We start from the raw sequence: 23795 nt of genomic DNA, 5'->3' as shown, positions 1-23795 counted from the left end.
CCGTCGCATGCCGATGCGGGGGTGTTCCACCAAGTGGTACTCGTGCTCCACGCCTGTCGGCCGACGCTCCTACGGTGAGAACGGAGGGACGCGAAGAACGCGTCCCGGTTTTCACACGGACGAGGAGTCGAGGATGAATACCGACCGGTTGCACAGCGGCGTCCCCGAGGAGTTCCCGCAGGTGAAAGTCCTGCTGGAGCGCTGTTCGGAGACACCTCACGGACGTGACAACGAATTCATGCGTCTGGTCGAGAAGAACGCGGCGACACCCCGGCACTGGATGCGTCTGCTCCGGCTGATCGACCTCTCACTGGACGCCCAGGTCACCGGATACGCCACCGGCGTCGCCCGCTTCTCCGCCCGGCCGGACGCCGACGCGTATCTGGCGTTCGCCCAGGTGAAGCTCGACGCGCGCCGTCTGATGCGGGAGGCCGAGACCGCCCTCCGCTACGACGGACCGCCCGTCACCGCCCTGGACCTCACGGCCTCGGCCTGCAGTATGCCGTGGTACTACCTGTGGCTCGGGTCCACGGCCGACCGGGCGGCGTCGGGACTCGGGCTGTACGTCGGTCTCGTGTCGTGGCACGAATTCTGCGTCGCGCTGGTCGAGGAGATCGACCGCCTCTCGATACAGCTGCCCGAGGAGTACGTCTTCGTCTTCCGGCGCTGGCAGCAGCGGCCCACCGAACTGCTCGACCAGTGCCTGCGGATGGCCGAGGAAGGGCTGAGCCGGTCCTCCTCGACCGATCAGACCATGGTCGCCGTCCGACTGGCCGCCGACAGCATGGCTCAGTTCCTGTCCGCCTGCGCCGTCTGAGGACGACCGGCCCAGCGCCGAAAGGAAACAGCATGACGGACCCACAACCGGAGTTCCTGCACCGCGGATTCGAACACCGGGCCGCCGAGGACGGCGACCGGGGCGCCCTGACCGACGGCGGTCGCACCCTCTCCTACGGCGAGCTCAACCAGGCCGCGAATCGGCTGGCGCACCATCTGCGGGAACGGGGCGCTCGTCCCGGTTCCCTGGTCGGCGTCATGGCCGGCCGCGGCGCCGACTTCGTCATCGCTCTGCTCGCGGTGCTCAAGACGGGCAGCGGATACGTACCGCTGGACCCCGACTACCCCACGAGCCGACTCCACCACATCATCGACGACTGCGCGCTGTCCCTCGTCGTCGGGGACCCCCGGTACGGCTCGTCGGTCGCGGCGCCCGGCACCGAGTTCGTCGACATGGGCCGGGCGTCGGTCGCCGACGCCCCCACGCACGATCTCGACGTGACACCCGATCCGCGGGACACGATGTATGTGATCCACACCTCGGGCTCCACGGGGCCGCCCAAGGGCGTGGTGATCACCCACGCGAACGCCGTACGGCTCTTCGAGCAGACCCGTGAGCCCCTGGGCATCACCGCCGACGACGTGTGGAGCGCGTTCCATTCCTTCGCCTTCGACTTCTCCGTGTGGGAGATCTGGGGCGCGTTGCTGCACGGTGGCCGGCTGGTGATCGTCCCGTACCGGACGGCCCGCGACCCCGAGGCGTTCTGGCGACTGCTGACCGGGGAACGCGTCACCGTCCTCAACCAGACACCGTCGGCGTTCCAGTACCTCATGGCCCATGCCCGGCGCGTCGCGTTCCCCCCGACCTCACTGCGCCTGGTCGTCTTCGGCGGCGAGGAGCTGCGGCCGGCCCGTCTGCTGCCCTGGTTCGACGCCTACGGGGATGTCTCACCGCTGATGGTCAACATGTACGGCATCACCGAAACCACCGTTCACGTCACTCTTCGGCCGCTGACCGCCGTTGACGCCGACCGTCCGGGCAGCCCCATGGGGGTGGCGCTCCCGGATCTCCGGCTGCACGTCCTGGACGACCGACTGGCGCCGGTGCCGCCCGGAGAGATCGGTGAACTGCACGTCGCCGGGGCGGGGTTGGCCGACGGCTATCTGGGCCGTCCCGCTCTCACCGCGGAGCGGTTCGTGCCCGACCCGTACGGACCGGTCCCCGGCGGCCGGCTCTACCGGACCGGCGACCTCGCCGAGATGACGCCGGACGGCGAACTCATGTTCCGGGGACGCGCGGACCGGCAGGTGCAGTTGCGCGGCTTCCGGATCGAGCCGGGCGAGGTGGAGGTGGCCCTGCTGGCGCTGCCCGGCATCGCCGAGGCCGCCGTGGTGGTGCGCGAGGACGAGGACGGCGAACCCGCGCTCGTCGCGTACGTCGTCGAAGGCGTCGAAGGGGCGTCCGAGCCCGCGGCGGTACGGGCCGCACTCGCCCTGCGTCTGCCACGCCATCTGCTCCCCGCGGCGGTGGTGGGGGTGAAGGTCCTGCCGACGACCCATCAGGGCAAGCTGGACATGTCCGCGCTCCCCGACCCGTGGTCCGAGAAGCCGGAGACCGCGTCCCCCCTCTCCTCCCCCGCCACCGCCACAGCCGTCGCCCCGGCGGCGGACGGCACGCCGCCGTTCTCGCTCGCGGAGACGATCGCGGCGGTCTGGGCCGATGTCCTGGGACTCCCCCGGGTCGGGCCCGACGACGACTTCTTCGCCCTCGGCGGTGATTCCATCCGGGCCACCCGAGTCGTCGCCCGTGCCCGCGAACACGGGGTCGAGTTCGGCGTGGCGCAGTTGTACGAGACGCCGACCGTGCGGGAGATGGCCCGGTCGACGGGATCGTCGGGACCGGCGCCGGAGGGAGCGGGGTCCGGCGGGGCCGGGGCGGGACCCGGCGGAGCGGGGGCGGACGTCCACCCGGTGTCCGGTACGCAGGCGGGGATCATCTACGACTGCGAGGTCGACACCGACCCCACTCTCTACCGGGTCCTCGCGGCGGTCCGGCTCACCGGTCCTCTCGTCCCGGACGCCTGGCGGCGGGCACTCGCCCTACTGGCCTCGCACCACGAGGTGCTGCGCGGTTCGTTCGACCTCGACGCGATCGGGGGACCCGCCCAGCGCATCCGGCCACATGTGCGGATACCTCTCTCCGTCGCCGAGGTGGCGCCCTTACCGGCCGATCCGGACGAGAACGTACGGCGGGCGTGGCGTGAGGAGTGGGTGTACGAGATCGACACGACCACCGCACCGCCTCTCCTCGCGCGTCTGCTCCCGTACGCCGACGGCTCCTACCACCTCGCGCTCGTCGTCCACCACGCGCTCCTCGACGGCTGGAGCTTCGCTCTGCTCTGCGCGGAACTCCTGGCCGCCTACCGGGCGGACATCCGCGACGAGCCACAGCCGCGAAGCCCGGCACACGCGTGGGACGACACCTGGGGGCATCTGGAGCGCGAACGGTCGGCCGCGACCGATCCGCTCAGCGAGAAGTTCTGGCGTGCCCGGCTCCACGGTCTCGATCCGGGGCCGCTCCCGGCCCCCGTCGCCGACGACGGCCCAGGACGTCTCACGGCGGGCGAACCGGTCACGGCTCTCCTGGCCCCGGACACCTTCGAGACGTTGCGGCGGACCGCTCATGACCTCTCGGTACCGGTGCGGTCGCTCTTCATGGCCGCCCAACTGTGGTCGTCGGCCGCGCTCACCGGGCACCGCACGCCGGTCGTCGGACTCGTGTCGCACGTACGCCCCGAAAACAGTGCGGGCGACCGGGTGATGGGCATGTTCCTGAACCTCTTCCCGGTCACCGCCGAGTTGACGGACGACCTCGGCTGGCCCGATCTGGTCCGCCTGGTCTTCGAGCAGGAACGCGCCGTGATGCCTCATCGTCGGGTGCCACTGTCCCGATTGACCTCATGGCACGGGGGGCCACTGTTCCACACGGTCCTCACCTACACGGACTTCCGGGTGCTGGACCGGAGGAACCGGGGTCCGGTACGGGAGTGCGGGGACTGGCTCTTCGTCAACCACACCTCGTTCCCCCTCTACACGGAGATCCAGCGGGCCCCCAGCGCGGACCACGCCACGCTGACGACCCGCGCCCACCCGGCACGGACCTCTCCCCTCACCGCTACGCGCACGGTCACGCTGATGACCCGGGCCCTCGCGTCCTTGGCGACGACCCCGGACCACCGCCTGCCGCCCCTGCCCGATCCCGACGCCATGTCCCTGAAGGAGACATCATGACCACGACACCGTCCCAGGAGCTGTGCCACGTCGTACGCAACGACGAGGACCAGTACTCGATCTGGGAGTCCGCCGCCGGCGATCCTCCCGACGGCTGGACCGCCACCGGATTCTCCGGCCCCCGGGCCGACTGCCTCGGCCACATCGAAGAGGTCTGGACCGACCTGCGTCCCCGCAGTCTGCGCGAGCGGGCCTGACCCCTCCCGTCAGTCGGCCGCGAGACGCAGCTGGGCCGACTCGACGGGCGGCCAGACGGACCAGCCGCCCTCGGCGGGGCCGGCCACCGGTCGCCACCAGGGGACCACCACTGGTCTGTCGGCCGGCTCGAACGGTTCGCCCGGCCGGGGCACCGCGACGGCGACACGTGCCTCGTGCGCGGCGAACATGGTCCGTTCGGCCGGCTCCGCCCACGGGTGGAAGGCCAGGTTGAACGTCCCCCAGTGGATCGGCAGCAGGACGCCGTCCGGCTTCCCGCCCTGGAGGTCCAGATGGGCGCGGACGCCCTCCTCGGGGGTCATGTGGATGTCCGGCCAGAAGTCGCTGTACGCGCCGATCTGGATCATCGTCGCGTCGAAGGGGCCGTGCGCGGACCCGATCTCCTCGAAACCCGGGAAATAGCCCGTGTCACCACTGTGGTAGATCCGGTGTTCGGGCCCGGCCACGGCCCAGGAGGCCCACAGGGTGTGCTGCTGGTTGCGCAGTCCGCGCCCGCAGAAGTGACGGGCGGGGGTGGCGGTCAGGCTGATCCCGGCGATCCGCGCGGTCTCGTTCCAGTCCAACTCGTACAGCCGGTCGGCGGGTACGCCCCACCGTTCCAGATGCGCGCCGACCCCCAGCGGCACCGCGAAGGCCGTCTCCGTGCGTGCCAGGGCGCGGATGGTCGGCAGATCGAGATGGTCGTAGTGGTCGTGGGAGATGACCACCACGTCCACGGGGCCGAGCGCGGCCAGCGGCAGCGGTGTCGGGTGCACCCTCTTGGGACCGGCGAAGGGGAACGGTGAACAGCGCTCACCCCATACCGGGTCGAAGAGCACCCGTCGGCCGTCGATCTCCGCGAGCACGCTCGAATGGCCCATCCAGGTGAGGCGCAGTCCGTCGGCCGGCGGTTCTCCGAGGTCGGCGAGGGTGGTGGTGTGCACCGGCACGGTTCCGGCGGGTTCCCGGAGGGCGCGCTCCTCCTTGTTGAAGTAGACCTTCGCGAACTCCCTCATCGACGCGGACGGACGGATCCGGGCCCCGACCGGATTCCGGAACGCGCCGTCGACGAAGTTGGGTGAGCGCCGGATGCGCTCCATCCGGGCGTCCGCGGGATCGGCTCCGAACGCCGCGGGTCGTATCGCCCGCAGCCGGGCGCGGAGCGGGAGCAGGGGGTCAGCACCGGTCACAAGAACTCCTGGGGGCGTCGGTGTCGTCTCATTGTCGGGCGGGTCGTACGGCGGTGCGAGAGGGGAGCGGCCAATGGGGCGTCCGGCGCGATCGGGGCGGGCTCAGCCACGTGGCCGGCCGTACACGTGCTCGACGCGCAGGCTCAGGACGAGCCGGCGGTCCTGGACCATCGCGCGGCGGAAGTCGTCCCAGTCGGGGTGCTCGCCCCGGACGTCCCGGTAGAGCCTGATCAACGCCTCCACCGCCGCGTCGTGCGGATCGGCGGCGACCGGCGACAGCTCGGCCACGCAGTCCGCGACCGTCCAGGCCCAGCGGTCCTCGCTGGTGACGTGATAGCTCGCCCTCGGGTCCCGCCTCAGGTTGCGGGTCTTCGCGCGGCTGTCCGTGAGGGACACCCGGATGACGCCTTCGCCCGGGTAGTACATGTGATTGACGTTGGAGAGCTGGGGCCGGCCGTCCCGTTTGAGTGTGGTCAGAACTCCTCCGTCGTGCTCGGTCAGGAGCCGCAGCAGCGTCTCCCGTCGGTCGTCGGCCCCCGCCGCGGAGCCCGTCCCGGGCCGCGTGCCGGAAGGCGTGCCGTTGCCGGACCCGGAGTGCGTGTCGAATTCCGTCATGCCGAATCCAACGTACGTGCACACCGCAGGATTCCGGGTCCGGACGATCTTCGGTGTCTCACCTCCGGCCGACGACCGTCGCGAGGCCGCCGACGCGAACACGGGCTCCTCCGACATTCCACTCGTCCCTCCCGCCGTGGCGGGCCGGTGTCTCCCGGTCGGCGGCACCGGCCCGCCACCAGGCCGCGACCAGGACGGCTCCGCCGCACGGTCCGCGGCGTGAGCCCGCCGCTGTCCTCTTCCTTTCCCCGTTTCCCGCAGTTCCTCGCCTCCACCGCTTCCCCGCGCTCCCTCTTCTCCAGCGCCGGGTCAGGAAGCGCCGTGTCCACCGGAGGGGACCGGGTCGGTCCGGGTCGGTCCGGCACGCGTCAGCGCGCGTGCCGGTGCCGGTCAGCGCGGGTCACGTCTGACGCAGTGGGGCGTACGCCTGGCCGTCGAGCCCGAAGGTCCAGGCGACACCGTCCTTCGCCGTCCTGGTCGACGGCGGAACCCTCAGCCAGTAGACGCGGTGCGTACCGTCCGGTTCCGGGGTGGAGTTGACTACCTCGACCATCACCACGTCCTCGTCGCCGTCCAGCGCGATCCGCCAGAGAACGCCCGTCTCGTCCCGGTGCACCGGCTCGGCGCCCGACTCGGCGAGGTAGCGGTCGTAGCCGTAGTGCTCCAACATCACGCGACGCAGTTCCGCGTTCTCCTCGGCGCGTATGCGCTCGGGAGTCAGGGACGGCAGTCCGGCCAGGAACTCGGAGGCCACGGGCATACCGTGCCAGGCGTGCAGGACGAAACCGTCGCGATACACGAGCGCCGGGCCGTCACCACGGTCGAGCCGGCCCGCCTCGTCGCGGTGCAGGATGACGGGCCGCTCGCTGATCACCACGGCACGCTCGTACGGCCACCACCAGCCGGCGTTCCTGGCGACATCGGCGAGACCGGTCAGCCGATCGCCCCGGCCGTCGAACGCCGCGAGCCAGGCCGCGTCGTGCTGGCCGAGCACCGCGTCCAGCAGCACCAGCCGGACGTCCGCCGCGTCCTCCGGGCGCAGGGTGAGCGCCTCGACCACTCCGGCCCGTATCCGCTCGGCGAGCGCGGCCGTGGTCTCCCAGAGCTGGGCCCCGGTCGCCGCCCACAGGGCCGACCAGCCCGCCGGCCCCAGCTCGTCGTGCAACCGGCGGCGCTCCTCGGCCCAGGGCACGGTGCGTACCCGCTCGCGCACCGGGCTTCCCGCGTCGACGAGCTTCTCCACGGCCTCCACGGCCGACCTGGGCGAGTCCGCCCAGATGATCCGTTCCGGTTCCGCGAGCCCCGCGGTGCGGTAGGCGAGCCGCACCCCGTCCTCCGCCGCGGCGCGGTCCGCCGCGCCGGTCGCCGCTGCCACGGCACGCCATTCGGTGGTGTACTGCATCGGTTGTCCCCGTCCCCTGATCTCTGATCGTCGTGTCCCTGATCCCCGCGTCCCGGCTCCGACGGTCCCGTCCCTCCCGACCGCGTCGCCGCGCACCGCACCCGGCGGTGTCAGTCGGCGACGATCCTGACCGCCCCCGGCGCGTACTCCCGCTGCCGGACCACCCGGAACCATCCGGCGGGCAGCGCTATGCTCGCGTGCTCCTCGTGCACCACCCGTCCTCCCTCGGGGAGATGGAGCAGCATCGGCCCGGACGGACCTGCCTCGCGCGTCAGTCCGCCGGGGCCGGGGATCGCGTGCGCATGACCGGTGACCTCGCCCAGAGCGAGCACCAAACGCCCCCGGCCGTCCCGTGGTTCCCCCGGCGCGTCCACGACGTGCGCGGGTACCGCCGACTCCTCCAGCGCCATGATCAGTACATCGCCCTGCCGGTACACAGACGTCCCCCTTCATCGGCCGCACCCGCTGTGCCGCCCACGACGAAAACGCTACGGCGGGGGTCTGACAATCGCGGTCCCGCCCGAGGCGTTGTCAGTGCCGCTTGATAGACCTTGCGGGCATCAGCCGTTCCCGAGTTCCAGGAGTCCAGGGCCATGTACGGTGTCGCCCATCTGACCGAGTTCTCCGGTCTTCCCGTCGTCGACTTCCCACCCCCGTCCGGCGATGTCCCGGTGCCCGCCGCGGGCGATGTCGCGTGGCGGATCTGGGTCGACCCGTACGGCGACGAGAAGGACGAACGGACCTGGGACGAGGAGTTCCGGTCGTTCCTCGGCACCGTGGACCCGGCGGAGGTACGCGCGCTGATCATCGGTCAGTGGGGCGAGGCGTACGACCGGAATTCGTCGTACCCGATCAGCGAGATCATCGCCGCGGCCGACCGGCTGACCTCCCTGGAGGCGATTTTCGTGGGGGACATCGAACAGGAGCAGAGCGAGATCTCCTGGATCGAGCAGTCCGACGTCACGGCCCTGCTCGACACGTTCCCCGCTCTCGTCGAACTGGGGGTGCGCGGCGGGTCGGGCCTGGTCTTCCCGCCCGTACGGCACGATCGGCTGCGGTCGCTCACCATCGAGTCGGGCGGGCTTCCGGCCGAAGCGGTACGGGGAGTGCTGGCGAGCGAGTTCCCGGCGCTGGAACGGCTCGATCTCTGGCTCGGTGTGTCGGCGTACGGCGGGGGCACCGGAGTCGGTGACCTGGCTCCTCTCCTGTCCGGCGCCCGTTTTCCCACTCTGCGCCATCTCGGGTTGCGCAACAGCGAGTTGGAGAACGAGATCGCCGCGGCCATGGCCTCGGCCCCGGTCGTCGCCCAGCTCCGTGTCCTCGACCTGTCGCACGGCACGCTGGGTGACGAGGGCGCCGCCGCGCTGTTGGAGGGCCAGCCGCTGACCCATCTCGAACTGCTCGACCTGCACCATCACTTCCTCACCGAACCGATGGAGCGCCGCGTCACCGAGGCCCTGGAGCCGTACGGCGTGCGGGTCGACCTGACGCAGCGTGAGGAGCCCTGGGGCAGCGGTGGGCCCGAGGGCCGGTACACGACCGTGGCGGAGTGAACCGTGCCGAACGCAGCGAGGACCCACCGTGCCAACGCCTGACACCAGCACCAGCACCAGCACCAGCACCAGCACCAGCACCACGGAACCGCACGGCCCTGACATGAGTGCCGTCGTGGGCAGCCATGACCTGCTGATGATCACGCTGGACACCCTTCGGTACGACGTGGCGGCGGAGCTCGCCGCCGCCGGGGCCATCCCGAACCTGGCCCGCCATCTGCCGGGCGGGGCCTGGGAGAAGCGGCACGCGCCCGGCAGCTTCACCTATGCCTCGCACCAGGCGATCTTCGCGGGCTTCCTCCCCACGCCCGCCGAACCGGGCCCGCATCCCCGGCTGTTCGCCGCGCGCTTCGCCGGCAGCGAGACGACCGCCGACGGCACCTTCGTGTTCGACGCGCCCGATCTGCCGTCGGGTCTCGCCGACGCCGGATACCACACGGTGTGCGTCGGCGGCGTCGGATTCTTCAACCGGCGGGGCCCGCTCGGGTCCGTGCTGCCCGGCATGTTCCGGGAGAGCCACTGGGAGCCCGGATTCGGAGTCACGTCACCGACCTCCTTCGAGGAGCAGGTGGCCCGCGCAGAGCAGATCGTCGGCCGGCTCCCGGCCGGACAACGGCTGTTCCTCTTCGTCAACGTGTCCGCGCTGCACCAGCCCAACTGGTTCCACGGGCCCGGCGCCACACCCGAGGCAGGTGACACGCGCGCCACGCACGCCGCCGCGCTGGAGTACGTCGACCGGCACATCGGCCGGCTCTTCGAAGCCGCCGCCTCCCGCGGCCGTTGCTTCGCCATCGTCTGTTCCGACCACGGCACGGCGTACGGAGACGACGGCTACACCGGTCACCGGCTCGGTCACGAGGCCGTCTGGACCGTTCCGTACGCCCATTTCTTCCTGGAGCCGGAGGAACACCGATGACCGCACAGCACAGCGCACGCACCACCGGCCCGTATCAGAGCTACGTATACGCCTATCCGCACAAGACGTCGTACCGGGAGCTGAGCGCTCTCCCCGGGGGCCGGCCCGCGCTGCGCGAGCTGTGGGCGGCGGAGCGCAAGGACCCGCTCTCGCTCTATCTGCACATCCCCTTCTGCGAGGTGCGCTGCGGCTTCTGCAATCTCTTCACCCGGATCGGCGCGCCCGACGAGCTGACCACCCGCTACCTCGACGCCCTCGACCGGCAGGCGACCGCCGTCCGGGACGCACTCGGCGACGACGGGCCGGTGCGGTTCGCCGCCGCCGCGTTCGGTGGTGGCACGCCCACCTACCTCTCGGCGGGTGAGCTCGACCGGCTCTGCGACATCGCGGAGAAGCGGATGGGCGCCGAGCTGCGGTCGGTGCCGCTGTCCGTCGAGACCTCGCCGTCGACCGCCAGCGCCGACCGGCTGACCGTGCTGGCCGACCGGGGAGCCACCCGGATCAGCATCGGTGTGCAGAGTTTCGTCGACGCGGAGGCGCGTGCGGCGGTGCGCCCGCAGCGCCGCACGGACGTCGAGGCGGCGCTCGGCCGCATCCGTGACACCTCCGTACCGGTCCTCAACATCGATCTGATCTACGGCATCGAAGGACAGACCGAGGACACCTGGCGCACCTCGCTGGACGCCGCACTGGTCTGGCGGCCGGAGGAGTTGTACCTCTACCCGCTGTACGTACGTCCGCTGACCGGTCTCGGCCGGCAGGGCGCGGGCGGCGCCGGTTCGACGGCGGACACCGACGCGGCCTGGGACCGGCAGCGGCTGCTTCTGTACCGCGCGGGCCGCGATCATCTCCTCGCCCACGGCTACGAGCAGGTGTCGATGCGGATGTTCCGCCGGATCGGCGCCCCGCAGGAGGGACCGGACGATCACGCCTGCCAGACCGACGGCATGATCGGTCTCGGCTGCGGCGCCCGCTCGTACACCTCCACGCTGCACTACTCCTTCGACTACGCGGTGGAGACGCGCGAGGTGCGCGGGATCATCGACGCCTACACCACCACCGAGGACTTCTCGCACGCCGAGGTGGGCCGTGTCGTCGACGGGGGCGAGGCGCGCAGACGCCACTTCCTGCAATCGGTCCTCCAGGCCCGGGGCCTGCCGGTGGCCGAGTACCGGGAGCGGTTCGGCGCGGCGCCCGCCGACGACTTCCCGGCCGAGCTGGAGCGTTTCGAGGCACGCGGCTGGCTCGACCCGTCCGCCCCGGCCTCCGGGCTGCTGCGGCTCTCGCCCGAAGGTCTGGCGCACTCCGACGCACTGGGCCCCGAGCTGTTCTCCCCCGCCGTACGGGCCGCGATGGCCACGTACGAGACGAAGTGAGCCCGCCGATGGACCTGACGATCCTCTACCGCGGCCCACTCGCGTCCTGCGACTACTCCTGTCCGTACTGCCCGTTCGCCAAGCGGCGTGACAGCCGGGAGCAACTGCGCGCCGACCGGGCCGCGCTGGAGCGGTTCACCGGGTGGGCCGCCGCGCAGACCGGCGACCGGCTGTCGGTTCTGTTCACACCGTGGGGTGAGGGACTGGTCCGGTCGTGGTACCGGCGCGCGATGGTCGATCTGGCGCGGCTGCCGCAGGTGCGCCGGGTGGCGATACAGACCAACCTCAGCGGCCGCACCGGCTGGCTGGCCGCGGCCGAGAACCCCGCCCGCGCGAAGATCGCCCTGTGGTGCACGTATCACCCGGATGAGACACCGTACGAGCGCTTCCTCGGCACATGCCGGGAACTGACCGCGCTCGGGGTGCGCCACAGCGTGGGTGTCGTGGGCCTCGACAGCCACCTCGGCGAGGCGAGGCGGCTGCGCGCCGCCCTTCCGGACGAGGTGTACCTCTGGGTCAACGCGGCCGAGGGGCACTCGTACACGGACGAGGAGGCGGAACGCTGGACGGCCCTCGATCCTCTCTTCCCGTACAGCCGCCACCCGCATCCGTCGGCGGGAGCGGCCTGCCGGACCGGTGAGTCGGTCGTCTCGGTGGACGGCGACGGCACGGTGCGCCGCTGCCACTTCGTCCGGACCGAGCTGGGCAATCTGTACGACGGCAGCTACCGGCGGGCGCTCGGCCCGCGTGCCTGCCCGCTCTCCGTCTGCGACTGCCACATCGGCTATGTGCATCTGGAGAGGCTGCCGCTGTACGACGTGTTCGCCGGCGGTGTACTGGAGCGCGTGCCCGCGACCGTTCCGCCCCGGCCTGCGCTGCCGGTGATCCGCGTGTGAGCGGAGAGCCAGGGGCGCTCTCGTCACCGATGCCGCCGGAACCCGGCCCACCGATGACGACGCGGCTCACAGCGGCAGCAGGTCCGGGCGCTTCGCCTCGACGTGGTCACCGGAGGACTCGCCGCGCAGTCGGCGCCCGATCCAGGGCACCAGGTGCTCGCGCGCCCAGTGGATGTCGTCGCGGCGGACCTCCAGCGTGCCGCGCTGCGCCTGCGGCGGCCACTCCTGGTCGGGGTCGGCCGGCACATCGAGGCCGAGGACCTGGGCGGCGCGAAGGGCGACCCGGGTGTGCCCCTCCGGCGACAGGTGGAGCCGGTCGGTGTCCCAGGCCCGCCGGTCCTGCACGGACCGCAGCGACCACAGATCGAGCACCGGGCAGTCGTAGCGGTCGGCGATGGACCGCACATGGGCGGTGTACGTGGCGACCTTGCCGCGCAGATGACGCAGCACGGGGACGCCACGGGTGTCGAAACCGGTGGTGACCAGGACGGTACCGACCGACCGGGTCAGCTCGGCGACCGCGCGTTCGAACCGCTCGGCCACGTCGTCGGGGTCGGTGCCGGGCCGGATGATGTCGTTGCCGCCCGCGCAGAAGCTCACCAGGTCGGGGGCGAGCTCCTTGGCGCGCGGTACCTGCTCCTCGACTATCTGGTCGAGGAGGCGTCCGCGTACGGCGAGATTGGCGTACCGGAAATCGCCGTGCCCGTCGCCGTCCGAACTCTCCGGCGGGCCGGAGGCCGGGAGTTGGTCCGCCAGCAGGACCGCGAAACGGTCCGCCCAGCCGACGAAGGAGCCGTCCGGGCCCGGATCTCCGACGCCTTCGGTGAAGCTGTCGCCAATCGCCGCGTACGACCCGATGACGCCACGCTGCCTGTTTCTCGAATCGTTTGCCACAAGGGCATATCTTGCACCGCCGAATGTGACCTACGCGACCGTAATACGGGGTTGACGGGGGGTGAGAAAGGCCACCCGGTCAGTTTTTGGTAAAGCCGGAATAAGCGAAGAGGGGCGAAGCGCCGTGGCGCTTCGCCCCTCTTCGCTCAGGTTCCGTTCACCGGGTCACCGGTCACGGGCTCCGGCCGGATCAGACGGAGACACCGTGGGAGCGCAGGTAGCCGAGCGGGTCGATGTCCGAGCCGTACTCCGGGCCGGTGCGGACCTCGAAGTGGAGGTGCGGTCCGGTGGCGTTGCCGGTGGCACCCGAGAGCCCGATCTGCTGGCCGACGCTCACGCTCTGGCCCGCGGAGACGGAGAGCGAGGACATGTGGCCGTACTGCGAGTAGTGGCCGTCGGCGTGCTTGATGACGACCTGGTTGCCGTAGGCGCCACCCCAGCCGGCCGTGACGACGGTGCCGGAGGCGATCGCCTTCACGCTCGTGCCGGAGGCGGCCGAGAAGTCGATCCCGGTGTGGCTGCCGCTGGACCAGCTGGAGCCGGAGGCCCGGTAGGACGTGGTCACGGGGGCGTTGACGGGGGCGATGTAACCGGTGGCGCTGCCCTGGTCGGCCGGCTTCGAGGTGCCGGTCCCGTTGGACGACGAGGAGGTCGACGAGGAGGTCGAGGCGGAGGTCGACGAGTTCGAGGCCGAGGTGCCCGCCGACGACGGCTTCTTCGCCGGAGAGGAGGACGGCTTCGAGGAGTGCGAGTGCGAGGGCGCCGAGTGGGTCTTCGATCCGGTGGACGCCGCGGACCCGGCCGACTTGGCACCGAGGGTCAGCTTCATGCCGGGGAAGATCAGGCTCGGGTTCTCGCCGACGACCTGGCGGTTGTCCTGGTACAGCTTCTGCCAGCCGCCCTTGACCTTGTGCTCGGCGGCGATCTTCGACAGATAGTCGCCGGAGACCACGGAGTAGGTCTTCGTCGAGGACTGCTTCTTCGCCACCGGGGCGACCGGGGCCGCGTGCGAGGCCGCGGCGGGCGTCGCGGTGGCGGGCGCGGCCTTCTCGGCGGCGTGCGCGCCGGTGGCGCCGATCAGCGGAAGCGCGATGACCGCGCCGCCGGTCCCCGCGGCGATGACGCCACGGGAGATGGGGCCGGTCTTGATACGACGGTGCTTACCCGTTGAGGGCATGGTGCGTTCCTCTCCGACGCCTGCGAGGTGAGCTGTCGGGTTCGGGCTGGAGATGCCCGGCCGCGTTGCTGCGCGACTTCACCCCGAGCCGTCCGGACTTCTCCGGACAGCGGCTTACCTGGGTCCCCCGCTCCTGCCACGTACGAGTAGATGGGAATTCCGGACGGCGGCAGGATTAGGCGGTCCGACCGGATTGAGGGTGACCGTAAGCGAGTGAGGACGACAGGAACAAGCCATCGGTTGCGTTCCGGAATCCGCACTTCTATTTCGTTACGGAAGCGCCGTCACACTCCGTGGATTACCGATCTTGAATTTCCGCGCGGCGCCCGGATTCCCCCTCGGCCCACCCGCCACACACCGTCACGGATATGATCCCGCTCACCCGCCCGAGGCTATTACTGCCGCAAATACCTCATGGCGCTTCAAATAACCCAATATGGACATGTCGCGATCATGAAGACAGCCGACCCCCGCGACTCGGACCGTGTGACCCCGGTCAATTCATCTCCAAATAGGGCGAAACGGCTCAGGGGCAGTGCGCGAACGGGTGCGGGAACGAGTCCAGGACGGCTCCGGCAAGACGACGGCCGCACCATGGCCGCCCGCCGGACCGGTGTCGTAGGGTCGCGGGCGGCCCCGCATCGACGAGCCCGCCCGAGCCGACATTCCAGGAGGCCCCTGTGACACAGCAGTCGCCGCAGATCCCGTCGGCGGAACCCCGACTGGCGGGTGTCCGCAATTTCCGTGACGTGGGTGGACTGCCGACAGCCGACGGGCGGAAGGTGCGGTACGGGCGTCTCTTCCGCAGCGGGCATCTGGCCGGTGCCACCGCCGACGACACGGCGTTCCTGAGCGGGCTCGGCCTGCACACGGTCTTCGACTTCCGCAACGCCGCGGATCAGCGGCTCGACGGTCATGACGTGGCGCTGCCCGGCGTACGGCATCTGAACATCCCGCTCTCCGACCCCGCCGACGGCGCCGAGTTCTGGCGGATGGTGCGCAGCGGCAGCCTCGAACAGCTGCGTTCGCTCCTGAGCGGTGGGAGGGCGGTGGACCGGATGACCGCCTCGTACCGCGAGATGATCCGCACCCGCACCACCGAGCACGGCCGCGTCCTGCGCACGCTGGCCGAGGACGGCGTGCCCGCGTTGCTGCACTGCGCGGCGGGCAAGGACCGGGCGGGGCTCTCGACAGCCGTCACACTGCTCGCCGTGGGTGTCGAGCGGGACGCGATCGAGACCGACTATCTGAAGTCCAACGACGCGCACCACCGCTACCGGGTGCGCCGCACCTCGGCGGCCGGGACGTCCGCCGAGGTGATGGAACTGCTCGGTCCGCTTCTCGACGCCCGCGCCGCGTACCTCTCCGCGGCCTTCGGCGCGATCGACGAGACGTGGGGCGGCACCGACCGTTATCTCTCCGAGGGGCTGAAGATCACTCCACGCATTCGTGAGCGGCTGCGCGAGCACCTTCTCGACGCGGCGTGACGACCGCCGCGCTCTTCCACCAGGGACGACGAGGCAGCCCCTACTGGTTGTGCATTCCCACGGTGAACAGCAGATAGATGAACCCCGCGATGACGTGTCCGGCCACCAGATAGGCGACCAGCCGGATGACGAGCCCGCGCGGCATCTTCCGCTCGATGGGGTCGTACTTCAGGGACTTCGGGGTGAGCGGGTCGTGCTCCTCGGACATGGCGGCCTTCTCTCTCGACGGCTGCGGCGACGGGGATGCCCGCCACGCTTCAGCGACTTCAGCGAGGATGTGCCCCGCTGCCGAGACACAGCTCGGCAGCGGGGCTCTGCAGCAGGGTGTGGACGAAGAGCAGTTCCGCACCACCGCGGTCGACCGCCGCGATCCGGTGCGGGGTCAGTGAGTCGAAGTGCGCACTGTCACCCGCGGTCAGATCGTGCACGGTGTCCCCGAGGATCACCCGGAGCGGCCCTTCCAGCACGTACAGCCACTCCTCACCGGGGTGGACACGCACCAGATCGCCCTGCGTCCCGTAGGGAACCCGGACGCGCAGCGCCTGCATCGCCCGTCCGGAACCACCGGCCTGCTGGTACGTCCAGCCGTCGGCCTCGGCCCTCTCCATCCGGCGGCCCCGGACGATCGCGTCACGTTCGGGGGGCATCTCACCGAGCAGTTCGGAGACCGTCGTACCGTAGATCCTGGCAAGCCCGAGCAGCATCGGAAGCGAGGGCTGCCGATGGCCCGTTTCGAGCCGGGAGAGATGGGCGGGTGAGAGCCCGGCCCACTGCGCCGCGGTCTCCAGGGTGAGACCACGGCCGCGGCGCAGATCGCGCAGGCGTGGCGCGATTCCGGGAAGCTCGTCGGCGGTCGCCGTGTCCGGAGGGTTCATGCCCCCATTGGGCCAGGAACTTTCCTCTCAGGCAAATTTCTTGCCCGAGAGGCAAACCCGGGAGGCGAATTCCGGAAGGACGAATCCCCGGGAGACGGGCCCCTTCCGCGCGCCTCCCTGTCCGCACCGGACGGACCGGTCAGCGGTTGGCGACCGCCTGCTTCACCAGTGTCCGGCCGAAGTCCCACATCAGGCCGCCACCACTGTGCGCGTCGTCCATCACAGCGGTGAACGCGGTGACGAACCTGTCCACCTCCGGCTCCCCGATGACCAGCGGCGGAATCAGCTTGATCACTTCCAGATGGTCCCCGGACACCTGGGTCAGGATGCGGTGCCGCTGGAGCAGCGGTACGACGACCATCTGCGCGAAGAGCCCCTTGCGGGCGGCCTGGAGCATGGCCCAGCGGCCGCGGAGCTTGAGCGAGGTGGGGCGGCCGAACTCGATGCCGATCATCAGTCCACGGCCCCGGACCTCGTGCAGCAGCTCATAGCGGTCGACGAGCGCGGCCAGCCGTTCGCGCAGCAGATCACCGGTCCGCCTGGCGTTGGCGACGGTCTCCTCGTCCTCCATCACGGCGAGCACCGCGAGCCCGGCCGCCATGGCCTGTGCGTTGGAGCCGAAGCTCGCGGAGTGGACCAGCACGCGGTCCATCGACGAGTAGACCTTCTTGAAGATCCAGTCCTTGCCGAGCGTCGCCCCGACCGGAACGTAGCCGCCGGAGAGCGCCTTGGCGACACAGATCAGGTCCGGTTCGACGCCCTCGTCGTGCTGGTACGCGTAGAAGTCGCCGGTCCTGCCGAGGCCGGTCTGCACCTCGTCGGCGATGAGCAACGCCTTGTGCCGGCGCAGCAGTTCCTGGGCGGCGAGCAGAAAGCCGGGCGGCGCCGCGTGCACGCCCTTGCCCTGGATCGGCTCGACGACCAGGGCCGCCACGTCACCGCGCGCCAACTCGCGCCGCAGCGCGTCCAGGTCACCGAGCGCGATCGCCGTGTCCGGCAGCAGCGGGGCGAAGCCGTCCCGGAACCCGTCCTCCCCGTTGACCGAGAGCGAGCCGGTCGTCAGGCCGTGGAAGGCGTGCTCGCAGTAGAGGATTCTGGGCTTTCCGGTGGCGTACCGGGCGAATTTCAGCGCGGTCTCGACGGCTTCCGTACCGCTGTTCCCGAAGAACACCCGGTCCAGATGCGGACTGTGGGTGAGCAGCCGTTCCGCCAGCAGTCCCGGCAGCGGCTGGCAGTCGAACCGGGTGAGATCGGCGAGTGAGGCGTCGAGCACGTCGTGCAGCGCCTTGCGTACGACGGGGTGGTGGCGGCCGAGCCCCATCACGCCGAAGCCCGCGAGCATGTCGAGGTAGTCGTTGCCGTCGGCGTCCCAGAAGTGTGCGCCCTCGGCGCGCTCGTAGAACTTGTCGAAGCCGATCGTGCGGAGCATGCGCGGGAGTTGGTGGTTGAGATGCTTCGTGTGCAGTTCGTAGCGCTCGGCGCCGCGCTCCGCGAGGAGCTGCGCCAGATCGAAGCCCTTGGGCTCGTCGTCCTTCATTCCCCGCTCTCCTTACCCGTGTTCACAGCGGCGGACCCGTCCCGCCCGGTGGACCGCCCGGTGGACCGGCCGGCGGCCAGGGCCTCGCCGATCCGGCCGGCGATCTCGACCGGGGTGAGACCTGTGTCGGCCAGTATCTCAGTGCGTTTCGCGTGCCCGATGAACTGCTCGGGGATTCCCAGGGTCCGCAGCGGTACGTCGACCCCGGCGTCGCGCAGCGCCTGAGCGATCGCCCGGCCCACCCCGCCCGAACGGCTGTTGTCCTCGGCCACCGTCACCAGGCGGTGCCGGGCGGCAAGCGGGGCGAGCTGTTCGTCGACGGGTTTGACCCAGCGTGGATCGACGACGGTGCAGCGGATACCGCGTTCCGCGAGCAGTTCGGCGGCCCCCGGACAGGCGGGGGCGAGGACACCGACCGCGACGAGCAGGACGTCCGGGTCCGGTGCGCGGTGCAGCACGTCCATGCCGCCGATCCGGTCGACGGCGGGAACCGGCTCCCCCACCGACTCCTCGGGGAAGCGGATCACGGTCGGCGCGACGTCGATGCCGACCGCCTCGCGCAGTTCGGCGCGGAGCCGGTCGGCGTCGCGCGGCGCGGCGATCTCCGAGCCGAACACCGAGGTCCAGGACGCGGCGGGGGGCGGCGCGAGCGGGGCGCAGGTCCGCGGGTCCATCGCGCCGACCGTGTGGAAGCGGTCGGCCTCGTCCTCCAGTGCCGGCCGGTGGCCCCGGCCCTTCTCGGTGAGGCAGTGCACCAGCACCGGGCCGTGGAAACGTTTCGCGCGGTGGAGCGCCGACTCGACGGCGGCGATGTCGTGGCCGTCGACCGGACCGACGTACTTCAGCCCCAGGTCCTCGAACATGCCCTGCGGTGCGAAGGCGTCCTTGAGGCCCTTCTTCGCACCGTGCAGCGATCCGTACAGCGGCTGTCCGACGACGGGGGTCTGCTGGAGGACGCCCTTGGCCCGGGACAGGAAGCGCTCGTAGCCGTCGGTGGTACGCGGGGTGGCGAGGTGGTTCGCGAGGCCGCCGATGGTCGGCGCGTACGAGCGCCCGTTGTCGTTCACCACGATGATCAGCGGACGGTCGCCCGCCGCCGCGATGTTGTTCAGCGCCTCCCAGGCCATGCCCCCGGTGAGCGCGCCGTCGCCGATGACCGCGACGACGTGGTCGTCCCGCTTCAGCACCTCGTTGGCCTTGGCGAGGCCGTCGGCCCACCCGAGCACGGTCGAGGCGTGCGAGTTCTCGATGACGTCGTGCTCGGACTCCTCGCGGGAGGGGTAGCCGAAGAGGCCGCCCCTGCGGCGCAGCTTCGAGAAGTCCTGACGCCCGGTGAGGAGCTTGTGCACGTAGCTCTGGTGGCCGGTGTCCCACAGGATGCGGTCCGCGGGCGAGTCGAAGGCCCGGTGCAGGGCCACGGAAAGCTCCACCACGCCGAGGTCGGGTCCGAGATGACCGCCTGTCCCGGCGACCTCCTGGACCAGGAACGTCCTTATGTCTTCGGTGAGTTCGCCGAGTTCGGCTTCGCTCAGCTCCTTGAGGTCGTGCGGCCCCCGGATGTGCTCCAGAATCGTCACGTACGGGCCCCCTCTCTGGTCCGGTTCTCAGCTGACGGTGACGGCCGGGGCCCCCGGTGCTGTCCCGATGTCCGTCATCTGTTGCGCCTGCGGAATCCGCGGCCCGAGGCCCTCCTCCTCCGCGGGCCGCGCCGGCGACGGCCCCCGGACCGCGTCCCGGCCCTCCCCGGCGTCAGCGTGCCGACCGCCGCCGGCCCGGCCTGGTACACGCCGCGAGGTGCGGCGCGCCTCCGATGGCCGGGCCGGCGGCGCGGGGAGACCCGGCGCGGCGGGGTCTCCGGCGTTCGTCACGTCACCGGTTTCCGCCGATGGTCTCCCGTGCGGCGCGCAGGGACTCCTTGAGCGACCCCATGGTGGCGAGGACGGCGGTGGGCTCGTAACCGCAGTGCGCCATGCAGTTGGCGCAGCGCGGGTCCTTGCCCCGGCCGTACTTGTCCCAGTCGGTCTCCTCGATGAGTTCCCGGTACGTGGGGACGTATCCGTCGCTCATCAGATAGCAGGGGCGCTGCCAGCCGAAGAGCGAGTAGTTCGGGATCGCCCAGGCGGTGCACGGGAAGTCCGCCTTGCCCTCCAGGAAGTCGAGGAAGAGCGGTGAGTGGTTCAGGCGCCAGCGCGCCCGGTTGCCGCCCGCGAAGGTCTTCTTGAAGAGTTCGCGGGTCTGCTCGACCCCGAGGAAGTGCTCCTGGTCGGGTGCCTTCTCGTAGGCGTAGGCGGGCGAGATCATCATCTCGTCGACCTTGAGGTCGTCGTTGAGGTAGTTGAGGACCTCGATGATGGTCTGCGGGGTGTCGGTGTTGAAGAAGGTGGAGTTGGTGGTGACGCGGAAGCCGCGCCGCTTGGCCTCCTTCATCGCCGCCACCGCTTCGTCGAACACGCCCTCCTTGGCGACCGACTCGTCGTGCCGCTCGCGCAGGCCGTCGATGTGCACGGCGAACGCGAAGTAGGGGGACGGGGTGAACTTGTCCATCTTCTTCCGCATCAGCATCGCGTTGGTGCACAGGAAGACGTACTTCTTCTTCGCCACCAACTGGCGCACGATCTCATGGATCTGAGGGTGCATCAGTGGCTCACCACCCGCGATGGAGACCATCGGGGCACCGGATTCGAGCACGGCGCCCACGGCCTGGGCGACCGGCATGCGCTGCTTGAGGACTCCGGCCGGATGCTGGATCTTCCCGCACCCTTCGCATGCCAGATTGCAGGCGAACAAGGGCTCCAGCTCGACGATGAGCGGGAACTTCTCACGCTTGCGGAGCTTCTGTTCAAAGAGGTACGTCGCAACCTTGATGGACTGACGGAGCGGCATGGCCATCTAGCTCACCTCCTGGGGAGCAGCAAAGATCGGTGCCATTCATAGAAAGCCGGCAGGACAGCACGGAGTACCCGGAAGGCTGATATTCCTCCGCGCACCGTGCCGATTCGGACGAGCTCATGTTCTGGAGCGTCCACGATCACCCGTACGGCCGCAACCGGGCGTGGCCCGGACCGCAGGGCTGTTCGAAGAGTGGCGGCGGACTCCATGTCCACCGCGATCGCCCCGGTGGCCCGGAGCTCGGTCCGCTCATGTCCGCGTACGACATGGTCGGACCCGGTCAGCGGGCCGGTGTGGACGGTGCGTCCGGGCACCGCCCTGGCCAGGGCCTCGACGAGCAGGCCCGTGCCGGTGGTCGCCGTCGATCCGCCGGAGTCCCGGGTCTCGTCGGCGACCACCAGGTCCCCTGGGTGCATGCCGGGGGCCAGGCCGGCGCAGAATCCGGAGGCGATGACCGCGGCGCCGCGCGCCCGGTCCTGGCCGAGCACGCGGCCGACCGCCTCCTGTGCGGCCTGCGGTCCCATGCCCGTACGGATCACGGTCACGGGCCCCGGTGCGCCGCCGCCCCTGCCCCGGCCCCTGCTGCTGCGCAGGGCGAGGTGTTCGATGCCGAGCGCGCAGGCGATCAGCAGCGGTGTGCCGGGGGTGTGCGGTCCAGGGGCGTCTCCCATCAGATCGCCTCACGGACGTCCGCGCGCGCGGCGAGGGGGTCGCCGTGGACGTACCGCCCGAGTGCGGTGAGCGGGAAGACCTGCCGGTAGAGGTGGTAGTTGATGGAGAAGTCCCACGGGAAGCCGGTGCCGGTGAAATACGGCTCGTCCCAGGAGCCGTCGGGCAACTGGGTCTCGGCGAGCCAGCTGACGCCCCGCCGTACGGCGCTGCTGTCGCGCTCCCCCGCGGCGAGGAGTGCGAGGAGCGCCCAGCCGGTCTGGGACGCGGTCGACGCGCCGTGGCCGATCCACTTCTCCTCACGGTAGGACCGCAGGTCCTCGCCCCAGCCGCCGTCGTCGTTCTGGACGGACTCCAGCCAGTGGACGGCGCGCCGGACCGACGGATGGGCTGCGGGGAGTCCGGCGGCGATCAGCGCGGGCACCACCGAGCCCGTTCCGTAGATGTAGTTGACGCCCCAGCGGCCGAACCACGCGCCGTTCAACTCCTGTTCGGCGAGGAGCCATTCGATGCCCCGCCGGGTGGCGGGGTGGTTCGAGCGGCCCTCGAAGGCGAGCATCTCCACCACGTGCCCGGTGACGTCCGCCGACGGAGGGTCGATGACCTCTCCGAAGTCGCAGAACGGCAACCGGTTGGGGAAGGGGCTGGTGTTGTCCGCGTCGAAGGCGCCCCACGCCCCGTTGCGGGACTGCATGCCGAGGTTCCAGCGGACCCCGCGCTCGATGGCGGCCTCGACCCGGGCGGGCTCCGGATGACGGACCCTGCGCAGCGCGAGCACCACCTCGGCGGTGTCGTCGATGTCGGGGTAGTTGTCGTTATGAAATTCGAACGCCCATCCCCCGGGAGCGAGTTGGGGCCTTCGTACGGACCAGTCCCCGGGCCGCGCGATCTCCTCGCCGAGCATCCAGTCGGCGGCCTTCACGAGCGCCGGGTGGTCGGCGTCGAGCCCGGCGTCCGCGAGGGCGATCGTGACAAGGCAGGTGTCCCAGACCGGCGACTGGCACGCCTCGATCATGCGGGCGCCGTCGTCGCGCCAGACCGTGAACCGGTCGAGCGATTCGAGCCCGGCCCGCATCACCGGGTGGTCGAGGTCGTACCCGAGCAGATGCAGGGCGATCACGGAGTACACGGCCGGAGGCTGGATGCCGCCCCAACAGCCGTCGTTCTCCTGGCGTTCGACGATCCAGCGGGCCGCCGCGTTCATGGCCGCCCGGCGCACCGAGCGGGGTGCGACCTTGTGATAAAGGTGCATCGCCTTGTCGAGGCGCTGAAAGATGCCGTCCCAACTGGCTGCGGGTGCAAGATGCTTGGAGGGATTGGGATATTCGGGATCGGTATGCAACTCGTCGAGCGGGAAGGGTGCGGGCCGTACCGGCCGCTTGGCGGAGACAATGGTCAGCGGAACGATGGTCTGCCGCGCCCAGCAGCCGAAGTCATAGATATTGAGTGGGAGCCACTTGGGAAAAAACATCAGTTCGGGCGGGAGTTCCGGCAGGTCGTCCCATTTCCACCAGCCGAAGAGGGCGAGCCAGATCCGGGTGAAGACCCGGGCGGCCGCGATGCCCCCCTGTTCCCTGATGCACCTCGACGCCCGCGCCATGTGCGGGTCCTCCGGCCGGTCTCCGGCCAGCCGGAGCGCCACGTACGCCTCGATGGTGGCGGAGAGGTCGCCCGGTCCACCGTGGAAGGTGGCCCAGGTGCCGTCGCCCAGTTGCTCACCACGGATGAACTGTCCAGCGGCCCGTACGAGGACCGGGTCCTGAATCCCGAGGAACTGCCGCAGCAGCAGGTCCTCGGCGTCCATGGTGACGTTGGTGGCGAGGTCGCCCTTCCACCAGCCCTGCTCGTCCTGTCTGCCGAGGATGTGCTCCACCGAGCGTTCCGCGGCCCGCCGCGCGACGGCGAGCACGTCGTCCGCGGCGGTTGTCGTCCTGGTCGGTTCACTGGCCGAGGTTACTCGGGGGCTCACAGCCCCAGTGCTTCCATCGGTCGTCGCTGTCATGGCTTCCCCTTCGTGCAGTAGGTCCTCTGCTGTGCTGGGGTCTCCGTCGGCCGA

Annotated in this window: 22 protein-coding genes and 1 riboswitch; of the genes, 9 read left to right on the top strand and 13 right to left on the bottom strand. The window is 70.5% G+C overall.

The genetic code is table 11. The annotated features are described in order from the left end of the window. Positions 1-133: 133 nt before the first annotated feature. From PZB75_RS28015 to PZB75_RS28005, 3 genes are read left to right on the top strand one after another with little or no spacing between them, the layout of a single operon-like run. The gene (locus PZB75_RS28015) at positions 134-817 is read left to right on the top strand and encodes a hypothetical protein (protein ID WP_275538075.1); all 684 of its coding nucleotides are present in this window, start codon (positions 134-136) and stop codon (positions 815-817) included. Between the two features lie 32 nt (positions 818-849). After that, the gene (locus PZB75_RS28010) at positions 850-4068 is read left to right on the top strand and encodes a non-ribosomal peptide synthetase (RefSeq protein WP_275538074.1); all 3219 of its coding nucleotides are present in this window, start codon (positions 850-852) and stop codon (positions 4066-4068) included. Continuing rightward, positions 4065-4265 (top strand): MbtH family NRPS accessory protein, encoded by a 201-nt coding sequence (locus PZB75_RS28005; protein WP_275538073.1) that lies wholly within the window; start codon positions 4065-4067, stop codon positions 4263-4265. Before PZB75_RS28010 ends, PZB75_RS28005 begins: the two co-directional genes overlap by 4 nt. A gap of 9 nt (positions 4266-4274) precedes the next feature. On the opposite strand, the gene PZB75_RS28000 is transcribed toward PZB75_RS28005, so the two are convergent. Further along, a complete protein-coding gene (locus tag PZB75_RS28000; RefSeq protein WP_275538072.1) occupies positions 4275-5453 on the bottom strand; it encodes an MBL fold metallo-hydrolase in 1179 nt (392 codons plus the stop codon). A 102-nt stretch (positions 5454-5555) separates the two neighbouring features. Next, positions 5556-6068: a PPOX class F420-dependent oxidoreductase gene (locus tag PZB75_RS27995; protein ID WP_275538071.1), complete on the bottom strand. Its 513-nt coding sequence runs from the start codon at positions 6066-6068 to the stop codon at positions 5556-5558. On the opposite strand from PZB75_RS27995, the gene PZB75_RS27990 reads away from it, so the two are divergent. Continuing rightward, entirely contained in the window at positions 6067-6291 is a 225-nt protein-coding gene (locus PZB75_RS27990) for a hypothetical protein (protein ID WP_275538070.1), read from the top strand. The genes PZB75_RS27995 and PZB75_RS27990 overlap by 2 nt on opposite strands. 177 nt (positions 6292-6468) lie before the next feature. Here PZB75_RS27990 and PZB75_RS27985 read toward each other — a convergent pair whose 3' ends face one another. Further along, the gene (locus tag PZB75_RS27985) at positions 6469-7470 is read right to left on the bottom strand and encodes a DUF6745 domain-containing protein (protein WP_275538069.1); all 1002 of its coding nucleotides are present in this window, start codon (positions 7468-7470) and stop codon (positions 6469-6471) included. A 110-nt stretch (positions 7471-7580) separates the two neighbouring features. Continuing rightward, positions 7581-7907 (bottom strand): hypothetical protein, encoded by a 327-nt coding sequence (locus tag PZB75_RS27980; RefSeq protein WP_275538068.1) that lies wholly within the window; start codon positions 7905-7907, stop codon positions 7581-7583. Positions 7908-8063: 156 nt separating this feature from the next. Here PZB75_RS27980 and PZB75_RS27975 point away from each other — a divergent pair, with 156 nt between their 5' ends. From PZB75_RS27975 to PZB75_RS27960, 4 genes are all read left to right on the top strand, one after another. Next, on the top strand, positions 8064-9023 hold the full coding sequence (locus PZB75_RS27975) for an STM4015 family protein (RefSeq protein ID WP_275538067.1): 960 nt from the start codon (positions 8064-8066) through the stop codon (positions 9021-9023). Between the two features lie 103 nt (positions 9024-9126). After that, positions 9127-9939: an STM4013/SEN3800 family hydrolase gene (locus PZB75_RS27970; protein WP_275538898.1), complete on the top strand. Its 813-nt coding sequence runs from the start codon at positions 9127-9129 to the stop codon at positions 9937-9939. Beyond that, on the top strand, positions 9936-11315 hold the full coding sequence (locus tag PZB75_RS27965) for an STM4012 family radical SAM protein (protein WP_275538066.1): 1380 nt from the start codon (positions 9936-9938) through the stop codon (positions 11313-11315). The genes PZB75_RS27970 and PZB75_RS27965 overlap by 4 nt, the downstream gene beginning before the upstream one ends. 8 nt (positions 11316-11323) lie before the next feature. After that, positions 11324-12211: an STM4011 family radical SAM protein gene (locus tag PZB75_RS27960; RefSeq protein WP_275538065.1), complete on the top strand. Its 888-nt coding sequence runs from the start codon at positions 11324-11326 to the stop codon at positions 12209-12211. A 66-nt stretch (positions 12212-12277) separates the two neighbouring features. On the opposite strand, the gene PZB75_RS27955 is transcribed toward PZB75_RS27960, so the two are convergent. Both PZB75_RS27955 and PZB75_RS27950 read right to left on the bottom strand, forming a co-directional pair. After that, complete coding sequence (locus PZB75_RS27955; RefSeq protein ID WP_275538064.1) at positions 12278-13105, bottom strand: SGNH/GDSL hydrolase family protein; 828 nt, start codon at positions 13103-13105, stop codon at positions 12278-12280. A gap of 190 nt (positions 13106-13295) precedes the next feature. Then, positions 13296-14282: a LysM peptidoglycan-binding domain-containing M23 family metallopeptidase gene (locus PZB75_RS27950; RefSeq protein WP_275538063.1), complete on the bottom strand. Its 987-nt coding sequence runs from the start codon at positions 14280-14282 to the stop codon at positions 13296-13298. Between the two features lie 2 nt (positions 14283-14284). Next, positions 14285-14461: riboswitch (cyclic di-AMP (ydaO/yuaA leader) on the bottom strand. A gap of 501 nt (positions 14462-14962) precedes the next feature. Here PZB75_RS27950 and PZB75_RS27945 point away from each other — a divergent pair. Beyond that, on the top strand, positions 14963-15769 hold the full coding sequence (locus PZB75_RS27945; protein ID WP_275538062.1) for a tyrosine-protein phosphatase: 807 nt from the start codon (positions 14963-14965) through the stop codon (positions 15767-15769). 40 nt (positions 15770-15809) lie between these two features. On the opposite strand, the gene PZB75_RS27940 is transcribed toward PZB75_RS27945, so the two are convergent. The 7 genes from PZB75_RS27940 to shc all read right to left on the bottom strand — a co-directional run bounded on the left by PZB75_RS27940 (position 15810) and on the right by shc (position 23741). Continuing rightward, the gene (locus PZB75_RS27940; protein ID WP_275538061.1) at positions 15810-15977 is read right to left on the bottom strand and encodes a DUF6126 family protein; all 168 of its coding nucleotides are present in this window, start codon (positions 15975-15977) and stop codon (positions 15810-15812) included. 58 nt (positions 15978-16035) lie between these two features. Then, positions 16036-16644, bottom strand: a complete 609-nt coding sequence (locus PZB75_RS27935) for an XRE family transcriptional regulator (RefSeq protein ID WP_275538060.1) — start codon at positions 16642-16644, stop codon at positions 16036-16038. A gap of 139 nt (positions 16645-16783) precedes the next feature. Then, positions 16784-18181, bottom strand: coding sequence for an aspartate aminotransferase family protein (locus PZB75_RS27930; RefSeq protein WP_275538059.1), 1398 nt, complete (start codon positions 18179-18181; stop codon positions 16784-16786). Beyond that, positions 18178-19758, bottom strand: a complete 1581-nt coding sequence (locus PZB75_RS27925; protein WP_275538058.1) for a 1-deoxy-D-xylulose-5-phosphate synthase N-terminal domain-containing protein — start codon at positions 19756-19758, stop codon at positions 18178-18180. The genes PZB75_RS27930 and PZB75_RS27925 overlap by 4 nt, the downstream gene beginning before the upstream one ends. Before the next feature lie 292 nt (positions 19759-20050). After that, the gene (gene hpnH / locus PZB75_RS27920) at positions 20051-21070 is read right to left on the bottom strand and encodes an adenosyl-hopene transferase HpnH (RefSeq protein WP_275538057.1); all 1020 of its coding nucleotides are present in this window, start codon (positions 21068-21070) and stop codon (positions 20051-20053) included. A gap of 5 nt (positions 21071-21075) precedes the next feature. Further along, complete coding sequence (locus PZB75_RS27915; protein ID WP_275538056.1) at positions 21076-21741, bottom strand: 1-hydroxy-2-methyl-2-butenyl 4-diphosphate reductase; 666 nt, start codon at positions 21739-21741, stop codon at positions 21076-21078. Beyond that, positions 21741-23741: a squalene--hopene cyclase gene (shc, locus tag PZB75_RS27910; protein WP_275538055.1), complete on the bottom strand. Its 2001-nt coding sequence runs from the start codon at positions 23739-23741 to the stop codon at positions 21741-21743. Before shc ends, PZB75_RS27915 begins: the two co-directional genes overlap by 1 nt. Between the last annotated feature and the right edge of the window lie 54 nt (positions 23742-23795).

It is taken from the genome of Streptomyces sp. AM 4-1-1 (assembly GCF_029167625.1).
In the GTDB taxonomy this organism is placed as follows: domain Bacteria; phylum Actinomycetota; class Actinomycetes; order Streptomycetales; family Streptomycetaceae; genus Streptomyces.
This window is presented reverse-complemented; position numbering and strand designations above follow the sequence as displayed.